We start from the raw sequence: 20299 nt of genomic DNA on the forward strand, positions 1-20299 counted from the left end.
GGGTTATCGTTATTCTCTGTCTCCATTCAAATACCGTATTCATCAAGTGACGTGCCTGCCATTAAAATACTTTGTATCTATAAGCATTATTTCGCTCTATTGGTCGTGTGATCGTTATTTAATACGCACAGGCCAAGAAGACTAAAATATGGCTATACAAGGGTGTATTTATTTAAACCTATTAAAAGCAGAAACTGAGTATTAAGATAGGTATTAAAATTAAGTGAAAAAAAATAATAGCCTTTTACTAAAAAATCTATCATTCTATTAATGCATTTGTCCTAAGTGCATATTGGTTTTAATATTAAAACATTAAGGAAGGTGTTGCACAATGAAACTAAAAGAAAAAATAATCCCCAGCTTTTTTTGTTTAAGTCTTTCGCTAAGTTGTTTTGGCGAAGAGCAAAATGATATATCTAATGTAACCATAAATCTTTCCGCTAATAATACTGGTCAGGTCATTAATAATACGGCTAGTCGATATTCGAATATATCTTCGGACGGAAAATTTCTGATTGATGTTCTATTCGTTTTTACGCCTCTCGCTAAGTCATTACTCGAAGCGGACGCTGCTGACCCAGATGAGTACGCACTTCGGCATATTAATAAAACAAATGATGATCTTCAGCGTAGCCAAATCACTACCTCTAAATTGCGCTACGCAGGCAAGCACTATGTAACGGAGGCCGACTATGCTCGAACAAACCGATACCCAGATAGCTCTAACGGCACCCATGTGCTTATGTGGCTTTTAAACCTGAGAGCTGCTTATGGTGCCGATAAAATTGCGGTGATACATAGTGGAGTTTGGAACAATGCACTTGGGGATTCAGCATCATTTCCATACAACCACACTCTTCCGTTTAGCCACGAAATTGGCCATACAATGGGCTTAGGCCATGGCGGTTGCGATCCGAATGTGGATTACTCTGCGCTCGGGTATGCTAATGGAGCACAATATCGTTGGCTTAATTTTATTGATGGTGAAGAAGTACCTCCTTATATATCAACTGCAGACGACGCAGGTTCAATTATGTGCGGAAATAACTCAGGCTTTTTTACTAACGCAAACATGGTGTTAAGCTGGCAACAAATTATAGACTTTGTTAACCAAGGGCATCTCCCTCAAAGTATCGATTTCTATGAGCCTCTAAAAGAAACGGGTATGAAAATGGGACATGTAGATTATGCCGATGCAGCCAGGCAATGGATGGAAGTCGATGAAGCAACTTCGAATAATTATCCGACCAGTTTACCTCAGAACTATTCGGAAAGTGAATGGTATGAGAAAGACAACTGCCTAGCTTTTTACAACGATATAGATTATTCAAACCTAATTTCAGAAATTTGTATTGGCGACTCTATTAACGACACAGCAGCCATTACAAACTATGCAGAATCAATCAAAATTGGTCGAAATACCGCATTAAGACTTTATTCAGACAAAGAATATATGGCTGAATTGTCAACTCTATTTTATTCTAGTTCTAATCTAGACGATTATTTTTCCGCACATTCAGGTGCATTATCCGATACCGTTTACATTGAAGCCTTTCATAAAGATGATCGGGACGCTTTTTTTGCGTCACCATTTAGTGTTTCTAAAGTATTGGGAGAAGGACGGGATTGGTTCACTCCGAATGGCTTGACTGTCTCTTCCGATGGTTCGGAAATAATAGCCATGCATGGCGGTATAGATATTTTTTCAGCGACTGGAAGTTTGATTCGCGAACTCGACATTGATGATACCGAATATGCATTTGGCCTTACTCAAACAACAGCAGGAGACTTATTCATAGCTAATGATAGAAGCTGCCGAGTTGTTAACAAAGTAAGTGGGGAAGTCACAACTATATCTGATTGTAGAGGCAGCGATGCTGATATTGACAGTGAGGGGAATCTTTATATTGTTCACCGAGGCGGCTATATTCGTAAGTTGGCACTCCAAGAAGATGGGACATTTACACATTCACTGTTTATTGATTACCGCACATCTAGCTCAATTGGAGATAATAACCACTTAAAGCAGAGTACCGGAATTGCGATTGATAAAAACCGTGATTTAATGTACATAGTCGATGCGGGACATTGTAGGGTGCAAGTGTTTGACCTTTCTGGTAACTACCAGAGAACGATTGGCGCAGAGCCCGGTCTGCCATGTGAGAATAGTCCTAGCAGAGGTGGAGAATTACGAACCCCTTTTGGTATAGCCGTTGACGATCAGGGCTATGTTTACGTATCTGAAACCTATCAGCCTTGGTATCATTCTGGCCGGCCTAGATACTTTAATGTGGGCGTGCAGGTTTTTGATGAGGAAGGTAACTATCTGACCCAGTTTGCAAATGATATGATCGACCCCGGTTATGTAGCCGCAGACAGCCAAGGGAAAATATATGTTATGGAATCTGGAGGGGAGCTCTCTGCAAGTACAAGTAAAGTACTTGTCTTCGAGAAGGTAAGTGATTAGAAAGCTATTATTAGCAGTTCATATTGCTGTGGCTAAGTGACAGAATGTGATCACAAATCTATAAGTAGCCTTTGATTAAGTGAACAGTTAAAGGGGGCGGCGGTACCTGAGAATAATTTACATGTACCTCCGACCCCTTAATTTACTGTAATTGCATTTTTTAATGGGTGACTTATTAATCTTTATGTATATCGTAGTTTTTTGCCTTCATAGTAAAATTAAGATTTAATCAGATACACATATTAAGAAGTTAGTAACATTAAGGCTTTTAGTATGAGTTGTCCCTCTGTGTTTTGAAGAAAAGGGATTAAATAGAATGGCCATCGTAATAATTTATTGTCTATTGTCTATTGTCTATTGTCTATTGTCTATTGTCGTTTAGTAAAGCGTTAAAATGCGGCCCCTGCATTTTTTAGTTGACTATTAACTTCAGTTCTGGAGTCGCTATAAAGGTGGCTCTGCATTAAGTTTATCTAATTAACCTACTAGGAAAATTTTGCTTTTTTAACATTTACAATCGTGATGATAAACGGCAAACTCTGTCGGTCGGCAAGGGTTGCCGATAGTAAAAATCGTAGCATCGGAAGCTTCAATCATCCTTTCGATTCTATTTATCCGTTAAAGCTAGGCTCGCGCTTCGCACAGTGTTTTATCGTCAGTGTGTGCCATCATAGTTTTAACCAGCATAAGTAAGTGATGCGCTAACGCGCACACCAGCTAAAAGCGTTATCACACTTCAATATCACAATTACCCTGTTCAATAAATGGAGGCAGTAATGGCCAAAACGGAGATGAAGGATGAATCAGTTGATCCTTGCCTAGCAGGCTATAGTGATGTTGGTACAAAAGACCGAGAAATACACGTCAACCTCGCAAAGAACGCCATTCGTGTTTATACAAGAACCGAGTCTGGTTCTACACATGTCGAATTCACAGACATAATTTGGGGGCCAGTCACGAAGGATATGGCCCGAAATTCTGGCTGGTGTCATCTTCACAAGATTACAGTAAGACTTGATGGGCCGACGCCATCCCATGGTCTTCTTAACTTTGCTGTGTTTTGCCCGAGGCGGCAAATAGGATTCCATAGTGATCATCATATTGTGAATGGCCAGAAGGAGCTCATTCCCGGATCGTCATCTGCAGGATGCATACGAATTCCTGACGCGCGTTCCAAGGAATTTTTTGATTCCATTCAGGTTGGTGACGCGGTTAGGTTGTATGAGCAGTCGTCATTTTGGCGGGATCCTGTCTTCGCCCTTGGTTCGACCTCCGTCCACTGCGCATAGCAAACGTATGATGGAAAATGCTGCACGCAGAGTTGTAGTAGCGTAGGCCGCATGTTTGATCATTGACGTCTTGCTCCACTGCTAAATAAGCTATTGTCATCTTGTTTGGCGGTTGTATTTTGCGTGTGGGTTGTTTTCGCTTAAGGCGGCGGAAATTATTCGATTGAAGCTCGGTCAAATCGCCGAAAAGTGCAATGATGGGGTTATCGTTTATAGATGTGAGAGATATCGTTTTCTAGGGTAAACATGGCTGATTCCATTGTCGTACTGGATAATGGATATATTGCTGTAACGGGATCGCACCAAGATCTAATGGCAAAGAAAGGCGAATATGCTGCCTTGTAAAAAGGTAAGCGAATTTTTATATTTGATTAAAAAATAATCCGCAAGACAAACTACACTCTAAAGGTTGCTTGTTGTAATTGATAAAAATACTTATGTTAAATAATATCAAAAAGTACCTAGAAGCTTCTGAATTCATCGATTGGGAAGCGCCAGAAGTATTTGCTAAGGCGAAGCCTTTATCAAATGGTTTATCGAATGATGAAGACATTATTCGTCAGTGCTTTGAATTTGTTCGAGATGAAATCAAACACAGTTCAGACTACAAACTAAACCCCATTACTTGCAAAGCATCGGATGTGCTGAAACATGGTACAGGGTATTGTTACGCAAAAAGCCACCTTCTTGCAGCCTTGCTTCGGGCTAATAATATCCCTACAGGGCTGTGTTATCAGCGGTTGACCATCACCGATGTGCCTCCGTTTTGTCTTCATGGGTTAAATGCCGTGTACCTAAAAGACATCGGTTGGTATCGAGTTGATGCGAGAGGAAACAAAGAAGGTGTAACAGCGGACTTTTGCCCTCCTGTTGAAATGCTGGCTTATTCCACTGATAGAAAAGGCGAAGCGGATTTACCTGAGGTGTGGGCTAAGCCATTGGATGTTGTAGTGGATGTACTTACCAAAGAAAAAACTTACCAAGATGTGTTGGCCAACTTGCCGGATGTGGAAGTGATTGCGAATGTTGGTTGAGTTTACTGCGTAGTTACTCTGTTAATGTTTTTAAATACTGCTTTGGCGTAATGCCAAATTGTTGATTAAAACGTTGGCTAAATCGTTCCTGTGATTGGTAGCCGCAGCGTAGGGCGATGTCGATTTGTTGGCGTTTTCCCTGTTGCATTAAGCTAAGGGCATGGTTCATTCGAACTTGGGTGAGTATGTCTTTGAATTGAGTCTGTTCCTTTTTGAGGCGGCGGATGAAGGTCGCTCTGCTCATAGAAAAGTGTTCTGCTACCTTGTTTAATTGATGGTCTTGCCCCGGTTCTTGTATCAGGTAGTCGCTGAGTTTTTGGGCAAAGGGAAGGGTGTGGCTTGCGAATAATCGATGTAATTTTCCTGCTTCGGCCAGTTGCTGATAAAGTCCAAGTAGCCAGAATTCTTGCGCTTTGTGGCTGAGTTCGTTCCAGTTGAAATGGGCAAATACTTCTAAGGTGTGGAATATGTTTTTGTTTGGTACATAGAGGGGAGAGTCGTTGTGTTCAGCTAGGCTAACACTCCGTTCTAGCATGTCTTCTGGTGGTGTTAGGTGCAGGCTAAATTGCACGGAAGAAAACCTTTCTCGTTCAGGTTTGTTTTCAAAGGTGAGTTGTTGGTTGGCGCGAGCCAGTAACAGGTTGGAGGAATCCAATGTCAGCTCACTGTCTTGCCAGAACAGCAGTTTGTGACCGGATTTTACCCAAAAAATACTAGGGGAATGAATGGCGACATTACGCAGTCGCTGCGTGTGTAGGCCATACATATGGTTGATTTTGATGCAGTTTGCCATCATATCCCCTAGTTTTGAGTGTTATCTCTGTATTACAACAGGAGTTAGATTAACGATTATAAGTCGCTGTGAGTCTTGCTTTATCAATTGCCATGCTATTTAAAGTGTAACCGACGATAGCAGCGGATACATTGTTATCTAAATTGAGCTTTTCTACAGGTAATGCCCATACAGTGAACTGATAGCGATGCATGCCGTGACCTTTAGGAGGGCAGGCACCACCAAAGCCTGTTACGCCATAATCGGATTTTAATTCAATTGCTCCCAGTGCTTTCATATCAGCACCTTGCTTTAGAGTGGTTACTTTGGCTGGTATGTTGAAACTTACCCAATGCCACCAGCCACTGCCTGTTGGTGCATCTGGGTCGTAAGCGGTGATGGCGAAGCTTTTTGTGCCTGTTGGTACATCAGACCAAGCCAATTGCGGAGACACATTTTCACCTTGACAACCAAAGCCAGAGAATTCAAAAGTCTGTGGCATTTTTTGGCCTTCTTGAATGTCGTTGCTGGTGAGTTCGAAGCCATAACTGCTGACTGATATAGCTGCGCCTGCGATCAAGGCAGATAGTTGTATTACTTTCATATAAAACTCCCGTTATTTTGATATGTGTTGATCAATTTGAAAAAGTGATTGAAGTAATCGAGTTCTATAGTAGGGAAGATAGGCTATTGTATCTCGATAAAAAGTATCAAAATCTAAGTTTTTTATACTTTTTATGAGACTTATAGATCATTGCTGCATGTTTTTATAAGTTCATTTAATGCTTACATAAAATGTGAGAGGTTGTAGAGTAGAGGCTCAAATTAGTAGTGCTAAATAGAGTTATGTCTATGTAGGCATGATCTATTTGTATCGTATCTATGCCCCCAGTAGGGTTATTGCTACTGGGGGATGTTTTTACTTCAGGTGTTTCAACATGGTATCTGAATACCAGTTTAAGAAGTTAATCACACCGAATTCAAAGGTTTCTGAGTAAGGGCCGGGTCGGTAGCCAATGGAGTTAATACCGAGTTGATTGCGCTCCCCAAGTACCTTGTCTTGCTCATTAGTGGCATCCCAGACTTTACGAAGGTTTTCTGGGTCGTAATCTACCCCTTCAACTGCGTCTTTATGGACAAACCATTTTGTCGTCACAATCGTTTCTTGTGCTGAGACGGGCAATACGCGGAAGACGATAAAGTGATCCGATTGCATATGGTTCCAAGAATTAGGAAGGTGCAGAATACGCATAGAGCCAAGTTCAGCGTTTTTGATTCGACCTAGGTTTTTGTTACTGGCTTTGTCTCCATCAATCGTCATGACTTTAGTGCCTTTTTTAAGCGGCATTCGAACAATTCGGTTTCTCTGTACAGACCCAAAGCTAGCAAGTTTGTGAGGAATACCTTCTGCATCCCATTTTGCTGCTTGCTCTGCATAATGGTCTAGGAAATCTTGTGGTGCTCTAGGGTCTTCTGTGTCATCCCATTCTAATAGTGTGTTGAGTAATTCAGGGTGGCTGGCTGAACAGTGATAACATTCTCGGTTGTTTTCTAATACCAGTTTCCAGTTTGCTCTTTCATACATGGTTGATTCAACAGCCAATTTTGTATTCTCTACATCGTAGGGTTCCATGTAGTGTTTAAGGGTCTCTAAAAATTCGTCAAACTCATCGTTCGGTGCTTTTTTTCCTAAACAAACGAAAATAAATCCTCCTGCTGTTTTGCAAAAAGTCGGCTTCATGCCATGTTGTGCTTTGTCGAAGTCCTTGTTCATTTCTGTGCCGGCGAACAGTAGATTGCCTTTTAAGTCGTAGGTCCATTGATGATAAGGGCAAACGAGATTGGCAACCTTACCTCTATGTTCTGTACAAATAAGTGAACCACGGTGCGAGCAGGTGTTGTGGAACGCATTGACGTTGCCTTCTCCATCACGAACCACTAGCACGGGGTTTTGACCTACTTCGACGGTAAAGTAGTCGCCTTTTTTGGGGATCTCACTGGTCATACCGACAAACAGCCATTCTTTCTGGAAAATCTCTTCCATGTCGGCTCTAAACATATGAGGGTCGTTATAAAGCGGTGCATCGAGGGAGTGGTTACTAGGGCGTTTTTCGAGTAAATCGGCCATGGCGGCTTTCGCTTCATCCACTGAGGTGTGGCGAACATTGAGTAGATCGTGTTGATTCATCTTTCTGGACCTTACTAACAAAAAGATTGATGGGCGGATGTCACCGAATTTTGTTGTTATCTCGTTATGAGAGCACGAGCTTATAGTCGCTGAATCATGCTGAAAAGAAATGACCATTCACGACACAGGGTGATACATAAATCGACTCGCTATGGTCGATGTATTCTAGGTTTGACTGCAACGAGCAAGTAATTGTCGTTCACAGTTAACTGGCGTAAATCAACTAGACCCAAAATGGCTCGAAAAGCGATTGTAACTATTTTACCTTTAAGGATTTTAAGATGACCGATTCAACTTCTGTCAGTGCAAATGTTGATTACATGGCGCCCGTTAATACTCAGACGTGGATGAACGGTCGTCATAACGTGCGTTGCGTTAAGGTGATTCATGAAACCTGGGATGTGCGTACTTTCTGCTTTATGGCTCAGCAGCCGGTGATGTTCTTTTTTAAGCCGGGGCAATTTGTGACGTTAGAGCTAGAGATCGAGAATAAGCAGGTCATGCGTTCCTATACGATTTCGAGTTCGCCTTCTGTGCCTTACAGCTTTTCGATTACAGTGAAACGTGTGCCGGGTGGAGAGGTGTCAAACTGGCTCCATGACAATATGACAGTTGGTACAGAGCTGGCGGTGCATGGCCCCGTTGGTAATTTTAACTGTATTGATTTTGCCGCGGAGAAAGTGCTTTTGTTATCAGGCGGTGTAGGGATTACCCCCTTAATGTCGATGGCACGCTGGTGGTTTGATACGAACGCCGAGGTCGATATGACCTTTATACACAGTGCGCGTTCTCCCCGTGATGTGATTTTTTCTCGTGAGTTGGATCACATGGCGGCGCGTTTAGATAACTTCGGTTTGTATTTGATTGTGGAGCGAATGGAAAATGGTCTGCCTTGGCAAGGTTACCGTGGTTATTTAGATGAGGCCAAGTTGGAGATGATTTCTCCTGACTTTATGGAACGTGAAATTTTCTGCTGCGGCCCAGCACCTTATATGAAAGCTGTGAAGAACCTTCTTAAAGAAAGAGGGTTTGATATGTCTCACTATCATGAAGAATCCTTTGGTGAAACGCCTGTTGCCGTAGTGGAAGATGCCATTGAGCAAGCGGAAGTCGCGCTGGCTGAAGCGGAAGCAGTTAATCAGGAAGATTTGTTAAGAGTCGAGTTTACGAATAGCGGTAAGAGCATTCAAATTACCCAAGGTGAAACCCTTCATAATGCCGCAGCCAAATTAGATGTGATGATACCCAAAGCCTGTGGTATGGGGATTTGCGGTACTTGTAAAGTATTGGTGAAAGAGGGTGAAACACTGATGGAGCATAACGGTGGTATTACCGATGAGGATGTTGAAGACGGTTATGTGCTGTCTTGTTGTACCGTGGCTAAGTCGGATGTGGTGATCGAGTATTAGGCATTTAAAGGGTGCCAGATAACAATATTTTAATTTTTATTAAATAAGCGTTCAATAAAAGGGCGTTTTGGGTCTATATTAGTGCGTAGTCCTTTAGTTTTATAGGCCATTTTATTTAGTCTTGTCAGGAGCTTATTCTTAATAATACTAAGTAGTTTGTTTTATAGAAGAAAGTGATTGATCTTGTGTTTCCTTAAATAATAAAAAGTGCAGGTTATTAAATGTGGTCTGGTTTTTGCCTTCCTTAAGCTTGGGAGCAGGCTAGGGGCAAACTAGCTGAGAAAGCCACATTAGATAAACAGCTAAGCACAACGAGGGCATTAATATGGTAGCGGATAATCATTCATTCCTTGCTTCAGACATCAAAAAGCCGACTAAGGTGGGTTTTTTACTGCTTGATCACTTCACTATGATCGCCTTAGCTTCTGCTATTGAGCCGTTACGTATGGCTAACCAATTGGCGGCAGAGGAGCTATATAGTTGGAGTCTTATTTCTGAGAATGGTCAATCTATTACGGCCAGTGATGGCTTAAACCTGACACCGGATTATTCAATCCAGAATGCTATTGAATTTGACCTTATTGTTGTTGTCGGTGGTTTAAATATCACACGGACTTTTACCTCTAAGCAGGTGTCTTGGCTAACGAAGCTTGCTCGCCAAGGAGTGCGTTTAGGTGGCATTTGTACCGGTGCTTATGCGCTGGCGTACGCTGGACTGCTCAATAATTATCATTGCAGTGTACATTGGGAGTGCATGACGGCGTTGCAAGAAGCCTTTCCTAAGGTGAAGTGCAATAATCAGTTGTTTTCTATTGACGGTGATCGGCTAACGTCATCTGGCGGTACTGCGCCCATGGATATGTTTCTTAATATGATCGCCAGACAACATGGCGCGAAATTGTCTAATGCTATTTCCGATATGTTTATTTGCGAACGAATCCGCAATGAATCTGATCAACAGCGCATGCCGTTACGTCAGTTTAATCAAGCGGGTGTTTGCACACCTAAGTTAGTAGATGTGATTGAGCTCATGGAAAATAACTTGGAAGAGCCGATAGAGCTGGATGAAATGGCGACGTTTGTAGATGTATCCCGCCGTCAAATCGAACGCATGTTTCATAAACATTTAGACTGTTCTCCATCTCGTTATTACTTGCGCTTGCGCTTAGAAAGAGCGCGCAAATTGCTCAAGCAGTCGAGTATGTCGATTGTCGAAATTTCAATGGCCTGCGGCTTTATCTCAACACCACACTTTAGCCGATGTTACCGTAAACATATTGGTGTTTCCCCACGAGATGAGCGCAAGATGGCGTGGACGGCAGGTAATATCTCAGCGCCAGCTGGTATTATTGTTGAAACCTCTGATTTACATGGTGGAACTGAGCCGCTACAAGGTGAGGGTGTTTACATGGCCCATGCTAAAGAAGCGTTAAACAATGCCCATGCTGAGCCGAGTTATGGTTCTGTGGCTATGTGAGACCTTGGCACGACGGCTGTGTGCTAATACATTGTTAAAAATAAAAAGGGAGCCTATGAAAGACTCCCTTTTTATTATGCTCTTGTTATTCGTGACTCTGACAGAACAGGAGAACTTCTTTTTGGGTTCGATCTCTTTCTTCGCATAACCAGTTCGCATCGCTAATTTGGTCATTCACCGATTGAACAATGAAGAAGGCTTTGCTTTGTGAGGGCAGCCAGGTGTCAAGATCAGTTGAGCGGTGTTTGGCTTCCCTGATCCGAATGAAACATCACACCTTTTGGTCGCCCATGTTGTTCATAAGCCATATTTAAAGCTGTTATAACAAGCTCTGCATCGGGGGTTGATGAGAACGCCCAGCCAACAATACGTCTTCGATATAAATCCAAAACGACGGCTAAGTAGTGCCAACGACCTCCCGCCCAGATATAAGTAATATCGCCACACCAGACTTGATTTGGGGCACTAACATTAAACTCTCTGTTTAAAAAATCATTGGGGATATCAAGACATTCATTCCCCGTTTTCTTGTAACGGTGAGCGCCTGGTTGCTTGCTGCATAAGCTAGCTTCCCTCATTAGGCTTCTTACCTTTAAGCTACCCAGCGTATAGCCTTCGTTCTTTAACATGCTCTGTAACGTTCAGCTTCCCGCTGCGCCACGGCTATCATTGAAATACTGAGTGACTAGGCTACGCAGTGTTAGCCGTTCAGTATCAATCTTCTGCTCACGCTTGAGGTCGTCGTAGTAGCTACTGCTTGGAACGCCAAACAAGTCACAAAGTACCTCTGTCGCTTCCTGCTCTCTTAATTCATCAATTAGCGCATACGATCTAGATTGTCCGACATCAAGAGAGCGGTAGCCTCTTTTAAAATGTTTTTTCTCTCTTTCTAATCTGCTGACTCGAGCTTCCAACTCTTGTATGCGTTGTTGCTCTGGCGTGAGAGCTTTAGCCATTGGTGTGACCCCACCATGTTCACTTTTAAGCTGATTAACCCAGCGCCGTAAGCGGTTTCCCCTACACCTAGAGACTGGCAAGCCTCAGTAAAACTATAGCTTTGATAGAGCACCAAGCTAGCGGCCTCATGCTTAAATTCTATTGAATATGTGCGACGTTGTTTCGCCATTGAACACCTCTCTTAATATGGTAATGTTACCACCTAAAATGGTGTCCGGTTCTATTAGACCACTACACTGTTGCTATGTAATTGAATCACCTAGAAACAGTTGTTCTAAAAAGAAAGGGAGCTGATGAGGCTCCCTTTCTTTTCATTGTTTTTAGGTTGTTTACAAGGTTTTTCGCTATTTGGGGAAGGGCAGGATTCATCCTTCTTGCCCAAAAATACCAAATAAAGAATCCCCATCGCAGTTTTAGCCAAGGTATTTTTTCTAGTTTAATCGCCGAATTCATCGCTCTCTAAGTCTTGTCCTTGATAGTCTCGAAATTTGAGTGTTGGCGTGCCAATTTTTATCCTAGGCCTAATAAATACTGATAAAGATTTGGTTTTCTTAGGTATGCTAATATCACTTCCATAAGGAGGAGCTGCAAGGTCCGGATTACTAGCTGCTAACTCTTCAAACGTCATCTTTGCTTTTACCTGAGTTATATTTATATTTAGCCCTGCTTGGCCAAATGCGCTTATTTTAGGGTCAGCGATTTCAATCAGATTAGCCATTAAAGAACCCAATATACTACCAGTGTGTATCATAGCCGTGGTATTTGTTATTCCAAATTTTGAAGCATAAGAGTTATTGAGCAATGCTGCTCCTGCTCCACCTAGAACAGCACCAGCAACGCTTCCACCGAGAAGGGCTCTCTTTGATTGGGTATCATCTATATATGCTTGAGATGAGAATCCAATACCAGCTGAGAAAGAAGGAGGGCGAGTTGTAGGATCAAGATGTATGTTGCCACGAGAGACACCGCCTTTAGCTACCCCCATTAACCCCTTTAGTTCTATTGCTAAATTACCGCCTGCGAAATAACTGACAGCAACCTTTCTATCTTTTTTGATTGCCTGACCATGTTGATGAGGGATTTTGAAAAGCCAAGACCTAGTTAGCTCTGCAGAGGTGTCTGCGCCTATAAGTTTCTTGTCAAAGGATAAGTTCACGGCTTCTCGTATTCCTACCGTCACCCATGTGGTTGCAACACAATTTACCTCAGCCTGCCCCTTATCTTTGGCTTGTTTAGCAACATCTGGCTCACATGCTTTGATGTTATCAGGGTTCCCCTCCTCTGCATAGTTGGGAAGGCCAACAATGAATTCTAAATTAATCTCATCAGATAGCGGAGAGTCAGATGATCCATACTGAAAAGGGACGCGAAGCAGAAGGTTTGCAGACATAGAGCCCTTTGCTAAAGTTTGCCTAATTCCAACTAAATCTGGCCTCCCTTCAAGGTAGGCATATCGATTAAACTCATCCGAGTTGTCACCAAATATAACCTTAGAACGTTTTACATTGGGGTAGTGAGGTAAGGTGTTATGAATAGTGACTTCTAATGCTTGGGGGGTGGTTACTTCTTCACCGTTTTCGGTGACAAACAGATCTTTAAAGCGTGCCCCCACATCGCCATTGGTTTCGCACACACTATAGTCGACCTGATAGAGGTCACAACGGTACCAGTTTAAAAGGTGACCGAGTTCTTCAAGATAGGCCGCATAAAACAAATCTGATTCTTGTTCAATTCTATCTGAATTGATAAGAATGATGCCTTCATCTTTACCGTAAAGAAAGCCAGCCGCTCGTGTTCCCAATATGGATTCATCAACAAAGTAAGGCTTGCGGGATTCACTATAAACGCCTGCAACCAAGACATCGTATAAGGACTGATTGAGTTGCATAATGTTGTCTGTATTACGAATATGACTATGTTGAATCACATCCTCATAATTATGCCCCATAACGTGGCTGAAAAAAGCAGTGAGTTTGTGGCTAATTCTCAGCGCATTTGCCGCATGGATAAATTGATCCTCCTTAAAATCTTCTATATTTTCCTCTGTTAACTTTCTAGACAAAAGACTCAGGTCTTGAAAGTGTTCTTTTACAGGAGCCTCTATTCCTAAAAGCTCTTTAAATATCTCAGCATAATCATGAGTAGACTGATTAATATCCATGTCTAGCAGGCTAGAGGATGCCTGTTCTTTTAGATCCACTAGACTTAGACGGTTTGGAATTTCCACATAACTACTTAGCGATTCTGGGCTGTCTTTTAAATAGCCTAAAAAACGAATTTGGTCTATCGTATTTTCCATTGCGCTATCAGTCATCATCTTTGAGACTTGAGTTACTGAATTAGAGAAAGCTTGATTGTTATTAATCATAGATTTAAAAAATGACTTGATATCATTTACTTTTTCTAAATATTCTGCTATTTCAATAGCATCTTCAGCTAAAATAGCGGCCCCTGCCACTTCTTCTTGCCCAGTTATTTCTCCTATGGTAGCCACACCACCAAGCACCATTTTACGAAGGTTTTCTGCAGAAGGGTTTCTCTCATAATTAAGTATGCTTCCCGCTTCTTTACTCACTGGGCCTAAAGGTAAGGAAGCGACGCCATCTAAAAATATATGAGCGGGATCACTATCAAAATCATAAGCCTCTAAATTATTTTGATATTCAACAAGCAGCTCTGCTGATGTTTTTTCATGGTAGGCTTTTAATGCTTTTAATTTTTCTAGATCTTGGTGCTGTTGTTTTATCAATATGCTAAGGTCATCATGAGGATAAGAGTCATTATTATTTAAAGCTGCATCAAGTGACATATTATCTGCTATTCCAATTTGATCAATAGCATCATTAGCCGCCCTTGTTTTTTGTTGATAGGCGTTAACGAGGTTATCATCCGCGGCTATAGCATCTCTTAATTCATTACAGGTGTCGGGCTTAGAAGATGTAAAAATTTCAAACAGTTTTAACGGCGGCGGCGTTATGAAATCCAAAAAACCGTTAACTATAGTATGACTAAGATTGTTACAATCAGTGTTGTCAACTCTCTCGTTAGCTGCTCTGATTCTAGGTAAAAACTCCATTGAAATCTTGTAGTAGGCATGCTCTCGTTTAAGGTTAATCATTTCGTCATAATGTGATTGTGCATGCTCCAGCGTATTGGATATATTAGCATGAGCCATTGATTTATCTGGACGTAAAGCAAGGTTACACCAACTATTATCATCACTATCATATACGCCCCATTGGCTTTTCGTATCATAATTATTATTAGGGTCGTCGCTACAGACCAATGGTTCTGCTGCTAGCAGCATATCGTCATAGTTATTGATATGGTTAAGTTTATCTATATTGTGCCAATCACCATTTACCCAGATAAAAGCAATGGATTGACCAGGGGGTATTTCGCCAAGGTAGGTAAAACTGTCATCACTATTACTTGGTGAAAATACAGTGTTACTATTATCATCTTTTATATGATTATCGTATTTTCCATTAATATCAGAGAAAATTTTAATCGATCCTGACGAATCGGTTGGAATATGAATGGCAATTACTTGATCTTGAGTACTAGTTGGAGTTGGTAATATTAGAATATCTGTAAATGTTTTATACAGTTTATTTAAATTAATGACACTTGATGATGCTAACTGTATTTTCAGGGCCTCATAAATAGCTTGTTGTCTCCAAGCCTGAGTATGACCGACCGCTGGTCCAATGCTACCTTGATTGTAGATTCTTTCCATTCCCCCTCTATTATAGTTTATACAATTTCTTCCATTAAATGATAAGCACTGCATGTTTCCTTTTAAGTCTCTTGAAACCCATCGAGTACCTTCATTTGGATTAATATGATCAATAACGCCTTTCCCCCACATCCATGCAAACTCTCTGTTCCTGGCTATATGGCAAGGAGATTCAATATTTTCAAAACTTTTCTCACCTAACTGTACTTCATAATTAACAATTCCTGTTACCAGAGGGGAAAACTGATTAGCCGCACCACACTCAATTAATTTTAAAGCGCTATGATCTATATTGTTAATATCAACATTAATGGTGTTATAACCATCATAAGATAATAAGGCGATTTTTTTTACATCGTCTTTTGTATTTTGATTGTCTTCTTCGTTCTGGTAAGTAAGTACAGTATAAAGAAAAGCGCTTGTGCCTCTCCAGGGTGCTGACCAATTAATATCGATTGCCAAATTGGCCACTGTCATTTTAGGTTCTTCTTGTTCTTCTATTATTTCGGAAGAAACAAATTGAATCGCATCTAATAGAACATCATCTCCAGACCATCCAATAATGGCTTCTAGTGCCCCAGGTAGTTTATATGTCGTTATCGTTCCAGTGCTTGTATATTCAGCAGTCCCTATTGTTTTCGTTGTACCATCTTGATAATGAAAATCTAATCTGACTATGCTGTCATAATTCCTTAAAAAACCAGTATATACTGTTATTTCATTAACACCTTCAGTAGTCGGTAAGTTAGTTATGCCTCCTCCAGTGCCACCGGAGTGGTATGTAATATCTCCATTCAAGGATTCCGAGGTGATGGAGTCAATTGCCCAACCTGAATGAAAGTAAACTCTTGATGTTTCAAATGGGTTTACAGGAACAACAGTAGAGTCTTCTGTATTTTGAGTGCCAAAAATGGGAGAGAATCGAGTCGTTGTTGCTGGTGTTTCATAGGTGATGTTTATAAACCCTATATAACCTTCATAACCTTGATCAGCAACGACCTCAATTTGATGTAATTTTCCGTGTAATTTAATTTTTGATTTCGTAATAGAATAAGATGAAAATTGACTTGAATGTATACAACCGGATTCCGGGTTTAGTGGATCATACATTTTTTTGTTTGTTGGATCATTACTGCTAATAACTGATTTATCGTTATAAAAAAAACACAAACCTCCAATAATTTTATTCCCAGGGTGACGAAAATCGTTAATGGTGATGACTTCAATATAATCAATGTTGTCAATAGGAATACTACCACGACCATATGTATCACTCCCATTTACTTTATATTTTTCTCCTGTATTTGTGTTGTATTCAATAGATGTCATTATGTCACCAACAGACATGGAGAGCTCTCCTTGTTCGTAAAGTGGCATTATTGAGGCGGTATTATCATTACCCAAATCTAATGATAACTTGTACTCTACAGAAGAATTTCCAAAGCTTTGGCTTTTTAAATGAGTTATTTCTTCTGCGCTTATGGTGCATGAAAATACAACCGAAGTAGCGAGTAATATATAGAATATGATTTTTTCTATCATTATACTTACCTTAAATATTTTCTAAAATAATAAGGGTAGTGATATCCGTTCACAATCAAACTATTTATGGTTAAAGTTATTAATCAGAGTAGCTTTCCTGCCACCTTTTACTTTACAGATTAGATAAAGACAAAAGACACAAATATAATTTTTAAAAATCGGTATGTGAGAATTGTAATAAAACAAATAAATTGAAAATTTACTCGTTTACAAAAAGTTACTAAGTGCATTGTAGTGTGTAAATATAGTGTAAGTAAAGTGTGTTTTTTATGGATGATTTCTTATGGTTATGCCACCCTAAGCTTCGTAGCTACTATGAACTTCCTATATCGTGCTTTGTTGATACTCTCCACTGCCCTCTAGCGGCAAATAAAAACGCTGATTTACAAAGCTTTTTAAACGTTCTTGGGTGCCATATCATCACTTTGAAGTTACCTACTCATAGGCGTGATGCTGTCCAGTTGCTGGTTCGTGTTTTGACTCATCGGTTTTTCGAACGTAGCTGACAAACCGTCACTGCTGACCTGTAAATGCTTATATGGCAAACTTTACTGAGTAAAAATACCAAGCTACCGAACGACAGCATCGAACACATGTTTTTTCCTGAGATAGAAGTAGAATTATAGAAGCGAAAAATTCATTGAGAGATGGTTTTGGGGATAAGGTATAAGAGTTAAGTTCTGTTGTCTGGTAAGAGAGCTATCTAGAAACAGAAGTTTAAAAAGAATGGGAGGGTAACCCTCCCTTTTTGAACAATATTCTGAGAATAACCGCTTTGTCTGGAGGGGTTGCATTACTTTTATGTTGTTTTTACTTAATTGAATGGCCGTATCGGTGGAACTGATTAAGATTAAGCGCTTTTCTAATTTTGAGCGCCACCAGAATGTGTATCACTCTGGTGGCGTTTGCTCTTTATTAAAGTCGTAGTTTTTTTGAAGGCTCTGACAGAACAAGAGGGCTTCTTTTTGGGTTCGATCTCTTTCTTCGCATAACCAGTTCGCATCGCTAATTTGGTCATTCACCGATTGAACAATGAAGAAGGCTTTGCTTTGTGAGGGTAGCCAGGTGTCAAGATCAGTTGAGCGGTGTTTGGCTTTGCCTGATGAATAGTATTGAGCAGAGAAAGGGCGTTTGTGTCGATAGAACAAATCACTTTCTGTCGCTTCTGGTTGTTGTTTCCACACAGCCATTATCTTGTCTTCGGAACGTTTTTTAACCAAGTCAAAGTGCAGTAGGCTAACCATGATGACTAGCAAGATTGGCGTTATAAATCCGATCTTGTATAACCATGTTGGCAAGGGCCTTTGCTGATGAAGGTGAGCCAGCAAAAGTGCCATAGCTGGTAAGGCTGGCATGACGTAGCTGGCGAGAATATTGCCTGCAAAGCTGAATAGCAGCATGGGAGACAGCATCCATAATAATAGGAAACTGCCAAAACCATCTTTACTTTCTTCTGAATCTTTACCTTCTTTAATAGAGCGAATCCATTGCCATATCAATACTGGGCTCCAAGGCAGCATAGCAATAAAGGCGTAGACCCAAATAGTACCGCGGGTTCTTTCATGGGCTGTGCCGTAGAGGTCGCCTTGCCAGCCGCTGACAATAAAACGCTTAATGTGCTCGCCGATAATAAAGTAGTCTAAAAAGCCCGGTGTTTTGTATTCTGCAATGGCATACCAAGGCACAGTAATGATCAGAAACAATAAGGTGCCATATCCCCAAGGTAGGGTTTTCCAAAGCTTTTTCCAGCGACCATTGGGTATTAGCCAAATAGTTAAACTGATGCCAATTAATACGATGGATAACGGGCCTTTGGATAACATGCCTAGTGATAACCCAACAAAGAATAAATAGCCCCAGTGTTTGCCTTTGTGGTGCCATGCTTGCCAAAAACTGATCATGCTTAAGGCGATAGAAAAGGTGAGGGCCGTGTCTGTCATGACGGCACCACTGAGCAGGATGAAGGATACTGTCGACGCCAATAGAGCGGCTGTGAAAAGTCCCGTTTCCTGTGATTGAAACTTGTCTCGTGCTAGACCATAAACCAGCCAAATAATGCCAAACCCAACGATAAGGTGCGGCACTCGAGCGGCGAATTCATTGACACCAAAAAGGCTGAATCCAAGGCTGCTAAGCCAGGTGAAGATAGGTGGTTTACCCCAGAATGGCACGCCATAGTCAAACATGGGGGTAACCCAGTTGCCTGTTTCAAACATGATGCGCGCCATTTCACCGTACCTTGCTTCGGTAGTATCCATTAGCGGATACAGTGATAAAGAAAGAAGGCGTATCACCAAGCAGCTGATCAGCAAGGTTAGCAGTAACTTAATAGAAGGTAATGTCAGAGTCGGTTTTTGCATTATTCAGATTCCGTGTATTGAAAAGTCGGTTTTGTCATGGCGTCTTCCATGAGCACGTATAAAGGCCGTTGCTTGGATTCGATGAACAAGCGTCCAACGTATTCGCCTAGTACGCCAATGGATAAAAGCTGTATGCCACCTAAAAATAAGACGATGAGAATCGTCGATGGGTAACCAACGACAGGGTCACCCCAAACCAGTGTTTTGGTAAAAATAACGATCGCCATGATGAAGGCAATGACTGAGGTGGTTAGTCCTGCCATAGTGGCCCAACGCAGAGGCTTGGTGCTGAAAGAGGTGATGCCTTCTAATGCTAGGTGGATTAGCTTCGGGTAATTCCATTTTGTGTCTCCCGCTAGGCGAGCATCTCTATCGAACGAGAGAATAGTGCGCGTGAAACCCGGCCAAGCGAGTAGGCCTTTCATAAAGCGTGTGCGTTCTGGCAAGGTATTAATGACCTTAACCACTTTTTGATCCATCAGGCGAAAGTCGCCGACGTTTTCTGTAATAGGGTGGTCACTTATGTGCGACATGAAACGATAAAAATAATGGGCGGTGGTGCGTTTCAGCCAGCTCTCGCCATGGCGTTCATGGCGTTGCATTTCGACCACTTGCGCGCCTGCTTGCCACGCTTTGATCATTTCAGGGATGTATTCTGGTGGGTCTTGTAAGTCGGCATCCAGCAAGATAACGCAACGGCCGGATGCTTCTTTCATACCAGCACTCATGGCGGCTTCTTTGCCGAAATTTCGGCTTAAACGTAGGCAACGGACTTGATGCAAATGATGTTTGAATTGGCTGACCAGTGCCCAGCTGTCATCTTGGCTGCCATCATCAATGTAGAGAATTTCGCAATGCTGTTTAAGTTTGTTGAGTGCTTCGCAGACTCTTTGATGACAAACGGCTAAAACATCGGCTTCATTTAGAAATGGAATGATTACAGTGACCAAAGGTTGTGCTTGTGATGCAGGTTCAAGTTGCACATATTGTCGGTATGGAATGGCGCTCATTGAGTTCTCCTTAATACGGAAAAAGTTGATAGGCTCATACTAATGACGGTGATGT

At 41.4% G+C, this 20299-nt stretch carries 11 protein-coding genes and 1 pseudogene; 5 read left to right on the top strand and 7 right to left on the bottom strand.

The features are described 5' to 3' along the window. The first annotated feature begins 331 nt into the window (after nt 1-331). The 3 genes from I8J31_RS07380 to I8J31_RS07385 all read left to right on the top strand — a co-directional run bounded on the left by I8J31_RS07380 (nt 332) and on the right by I8J31_RS07385 (nt 4790). The gene (locus tag I8J31_RS07380; RefSeq protein ID WP_199467653.1) at nt 332-2467 is read left to right on the top strand and encodes an NHL repeat-containing protein; all 2136 of its coding nucleotides are present in this window, start codon (nt 332-334) and stop codon (nt 2465-2467) included. Between the two features lie 791 nt (nt 2468-3258). Continuing rightward, nucleotides 3259-3756, top strand: coding sequence for a L,D-transpeptidase (locus tag I8J31_RS21205; protein ID WP_369122885.1), 498 nt, complete (start codon nt 3259-3261; stop codon nt 3754-3756). A gap of 437 nt (nt 3757-4193) precedes the next feature. Next, complete coding sequence (locus I8J31_RS07385) at nt 4194-4790, top strand: transglutaminase-like domain-containing protein (protein WP_233402649.1); 597 nt, start codon at nt 4194-4196, stop codon at nt 4788-4790. 13 nt (nt 4791-4803) lie between these two features. Here the strand turns inward: I8J31_RS07385 and I8J31_RS07390 are convergent, their stop codons facing one another. The 3 genes from I8J31_RS07390 to gbca form a co-directional block, all read right to left on the bottom strand. Next, the gene (locus I8J31_RS07390; protein ID WP_199467654.1) at nt 4804-5583 is read right to left on the bottom strand and encodes an AraC family transcriptional regulator; all 780 of its coding nucleotides are present in this window, start codon (nt 5581-5583) and stop codon (nt 4804-4806) included. Between the two features lie 49 nt (nt 5584-5632). Beyond that, nucleotides 5633-6166, bottom strand: coding sequence for a YbhB/YbcL family Raf kinase inhibitor-like protein (locus tag I8J31_RS07395; protein WP_199467655.1), 534 nt, complete (start codon nt 6164-6166; stop codon nt 5633-5635). A gap of 315 nt (nt 6167-6481) precedes the next feature. After that, nucleotides 6482-7750 (bottom strand): glycine betaine monooxygenase oxygenase subunit, encoded by a 1269-nt coding sequence (gene gbca, locus I8J31_RS07400; protein ID WP_199467656.1) that lies wholly within the window; start codon nt 7748-7750, stop codon nt 6482-6484. A 281-nt stretch (nt 7751-8031) separates the two neighbouring features. Between gbca and gbcB the strand changes: the two genes are divergently transcribed. Together gbcB and gbdR are read left to right on the top strand one after the other, a co-directional pair. Further along, nucleotides 8032-9159, top strand: a complete 1128-nt coding sequence (gene gbcB / locus I8J31_RS07405) for a glycine betaine monooxygenase reductase subunit (RefSeq protein WP_199467657.1) — start codon at nt 8032-8034, stop codon at nt 9157-9159. Nucleotides 9160-9484: 325 nt separating this feature from the next. Beyond that, nucleotides 9485-10636 (top strand): choline metabolism transcriptional regulator GbdR, encoded by a 1152-nt coding sequence (gene gbdR, locus I8J31_RS07410; RefSeq protein ID WP_199467658.1) that lies wholly within the window; start codon nt 9485-9487, stop codon nt 10634-10636. A gap of 245 nt (nt 10637-10881) precedes the next feature. Here the strand turns inward: gbdR and I8J31_RS20860 are convergent. The 4 genes and pseudogenes from I8J31_RS20860 to I8J31_RS07435 all read right to left on the bottom strand — a co-directional run. Continuing rightward, nucleotides 10882-11762: pseudogene (locus I8J31_RS20860) on the bottom strand (IS3 family transposase); the annotation flags it as partial. Nucleotides 11763-12029: 267 nt separating this feature from the next. Further along, the gene (locus I8J31_RS07425) at nt 12030-16874 is read right to left on the bottom strand and encodes a beta-prism lectin domain-containing protein (RefSeq protein ID WP_199467661.1); all 4845 of its coding nucleotides are present in this window, start codon (nt 16872-16874) and stop codon (nt 12030-12032) included. Between the two features lie 890 nt (nt 16875-17764). Further along, nucleotides 17765-19234, bottom strand: a complete 1470-nt coding sequence (locus tag I8J31_RS07430; RefSeq protein WP_199467662.1) for an ArnT family glycosyltransferase — start codon at nt 19232-19234, stop codon at nt 17765-17767. After that, nucleotides 19234-20244 carry a glycosyltransferase family 2 protein gene (locus tag I8J31_RS07435; RefSeq protein ID WP_199467663.1) on the bottom strand — a complete coding sequence of 337 codons (1011 nt, stop codon included), beginning with the start codon at nt 20242-20244 and terminating at the stop codon, nt 19234-19236. Before I8J31_RS07435 ends, I8J31_RS07430 begins: the two co-directional genes overlap by 1 nt. Between the last annotated feature and the right edge of the window lie 55 nt (nt 20245-20299).

It is taken from the genome of Marinomonas transparens (assembly GCF_016463975.1).
In the GTDB taxonomy this organism is placed as follows: Bacteria; Pseudomonadota; Gammaproteobacteria; order Pseudomonadales; family Marinomonadaceae; genus Marinomonas; species Marinomonas transparens.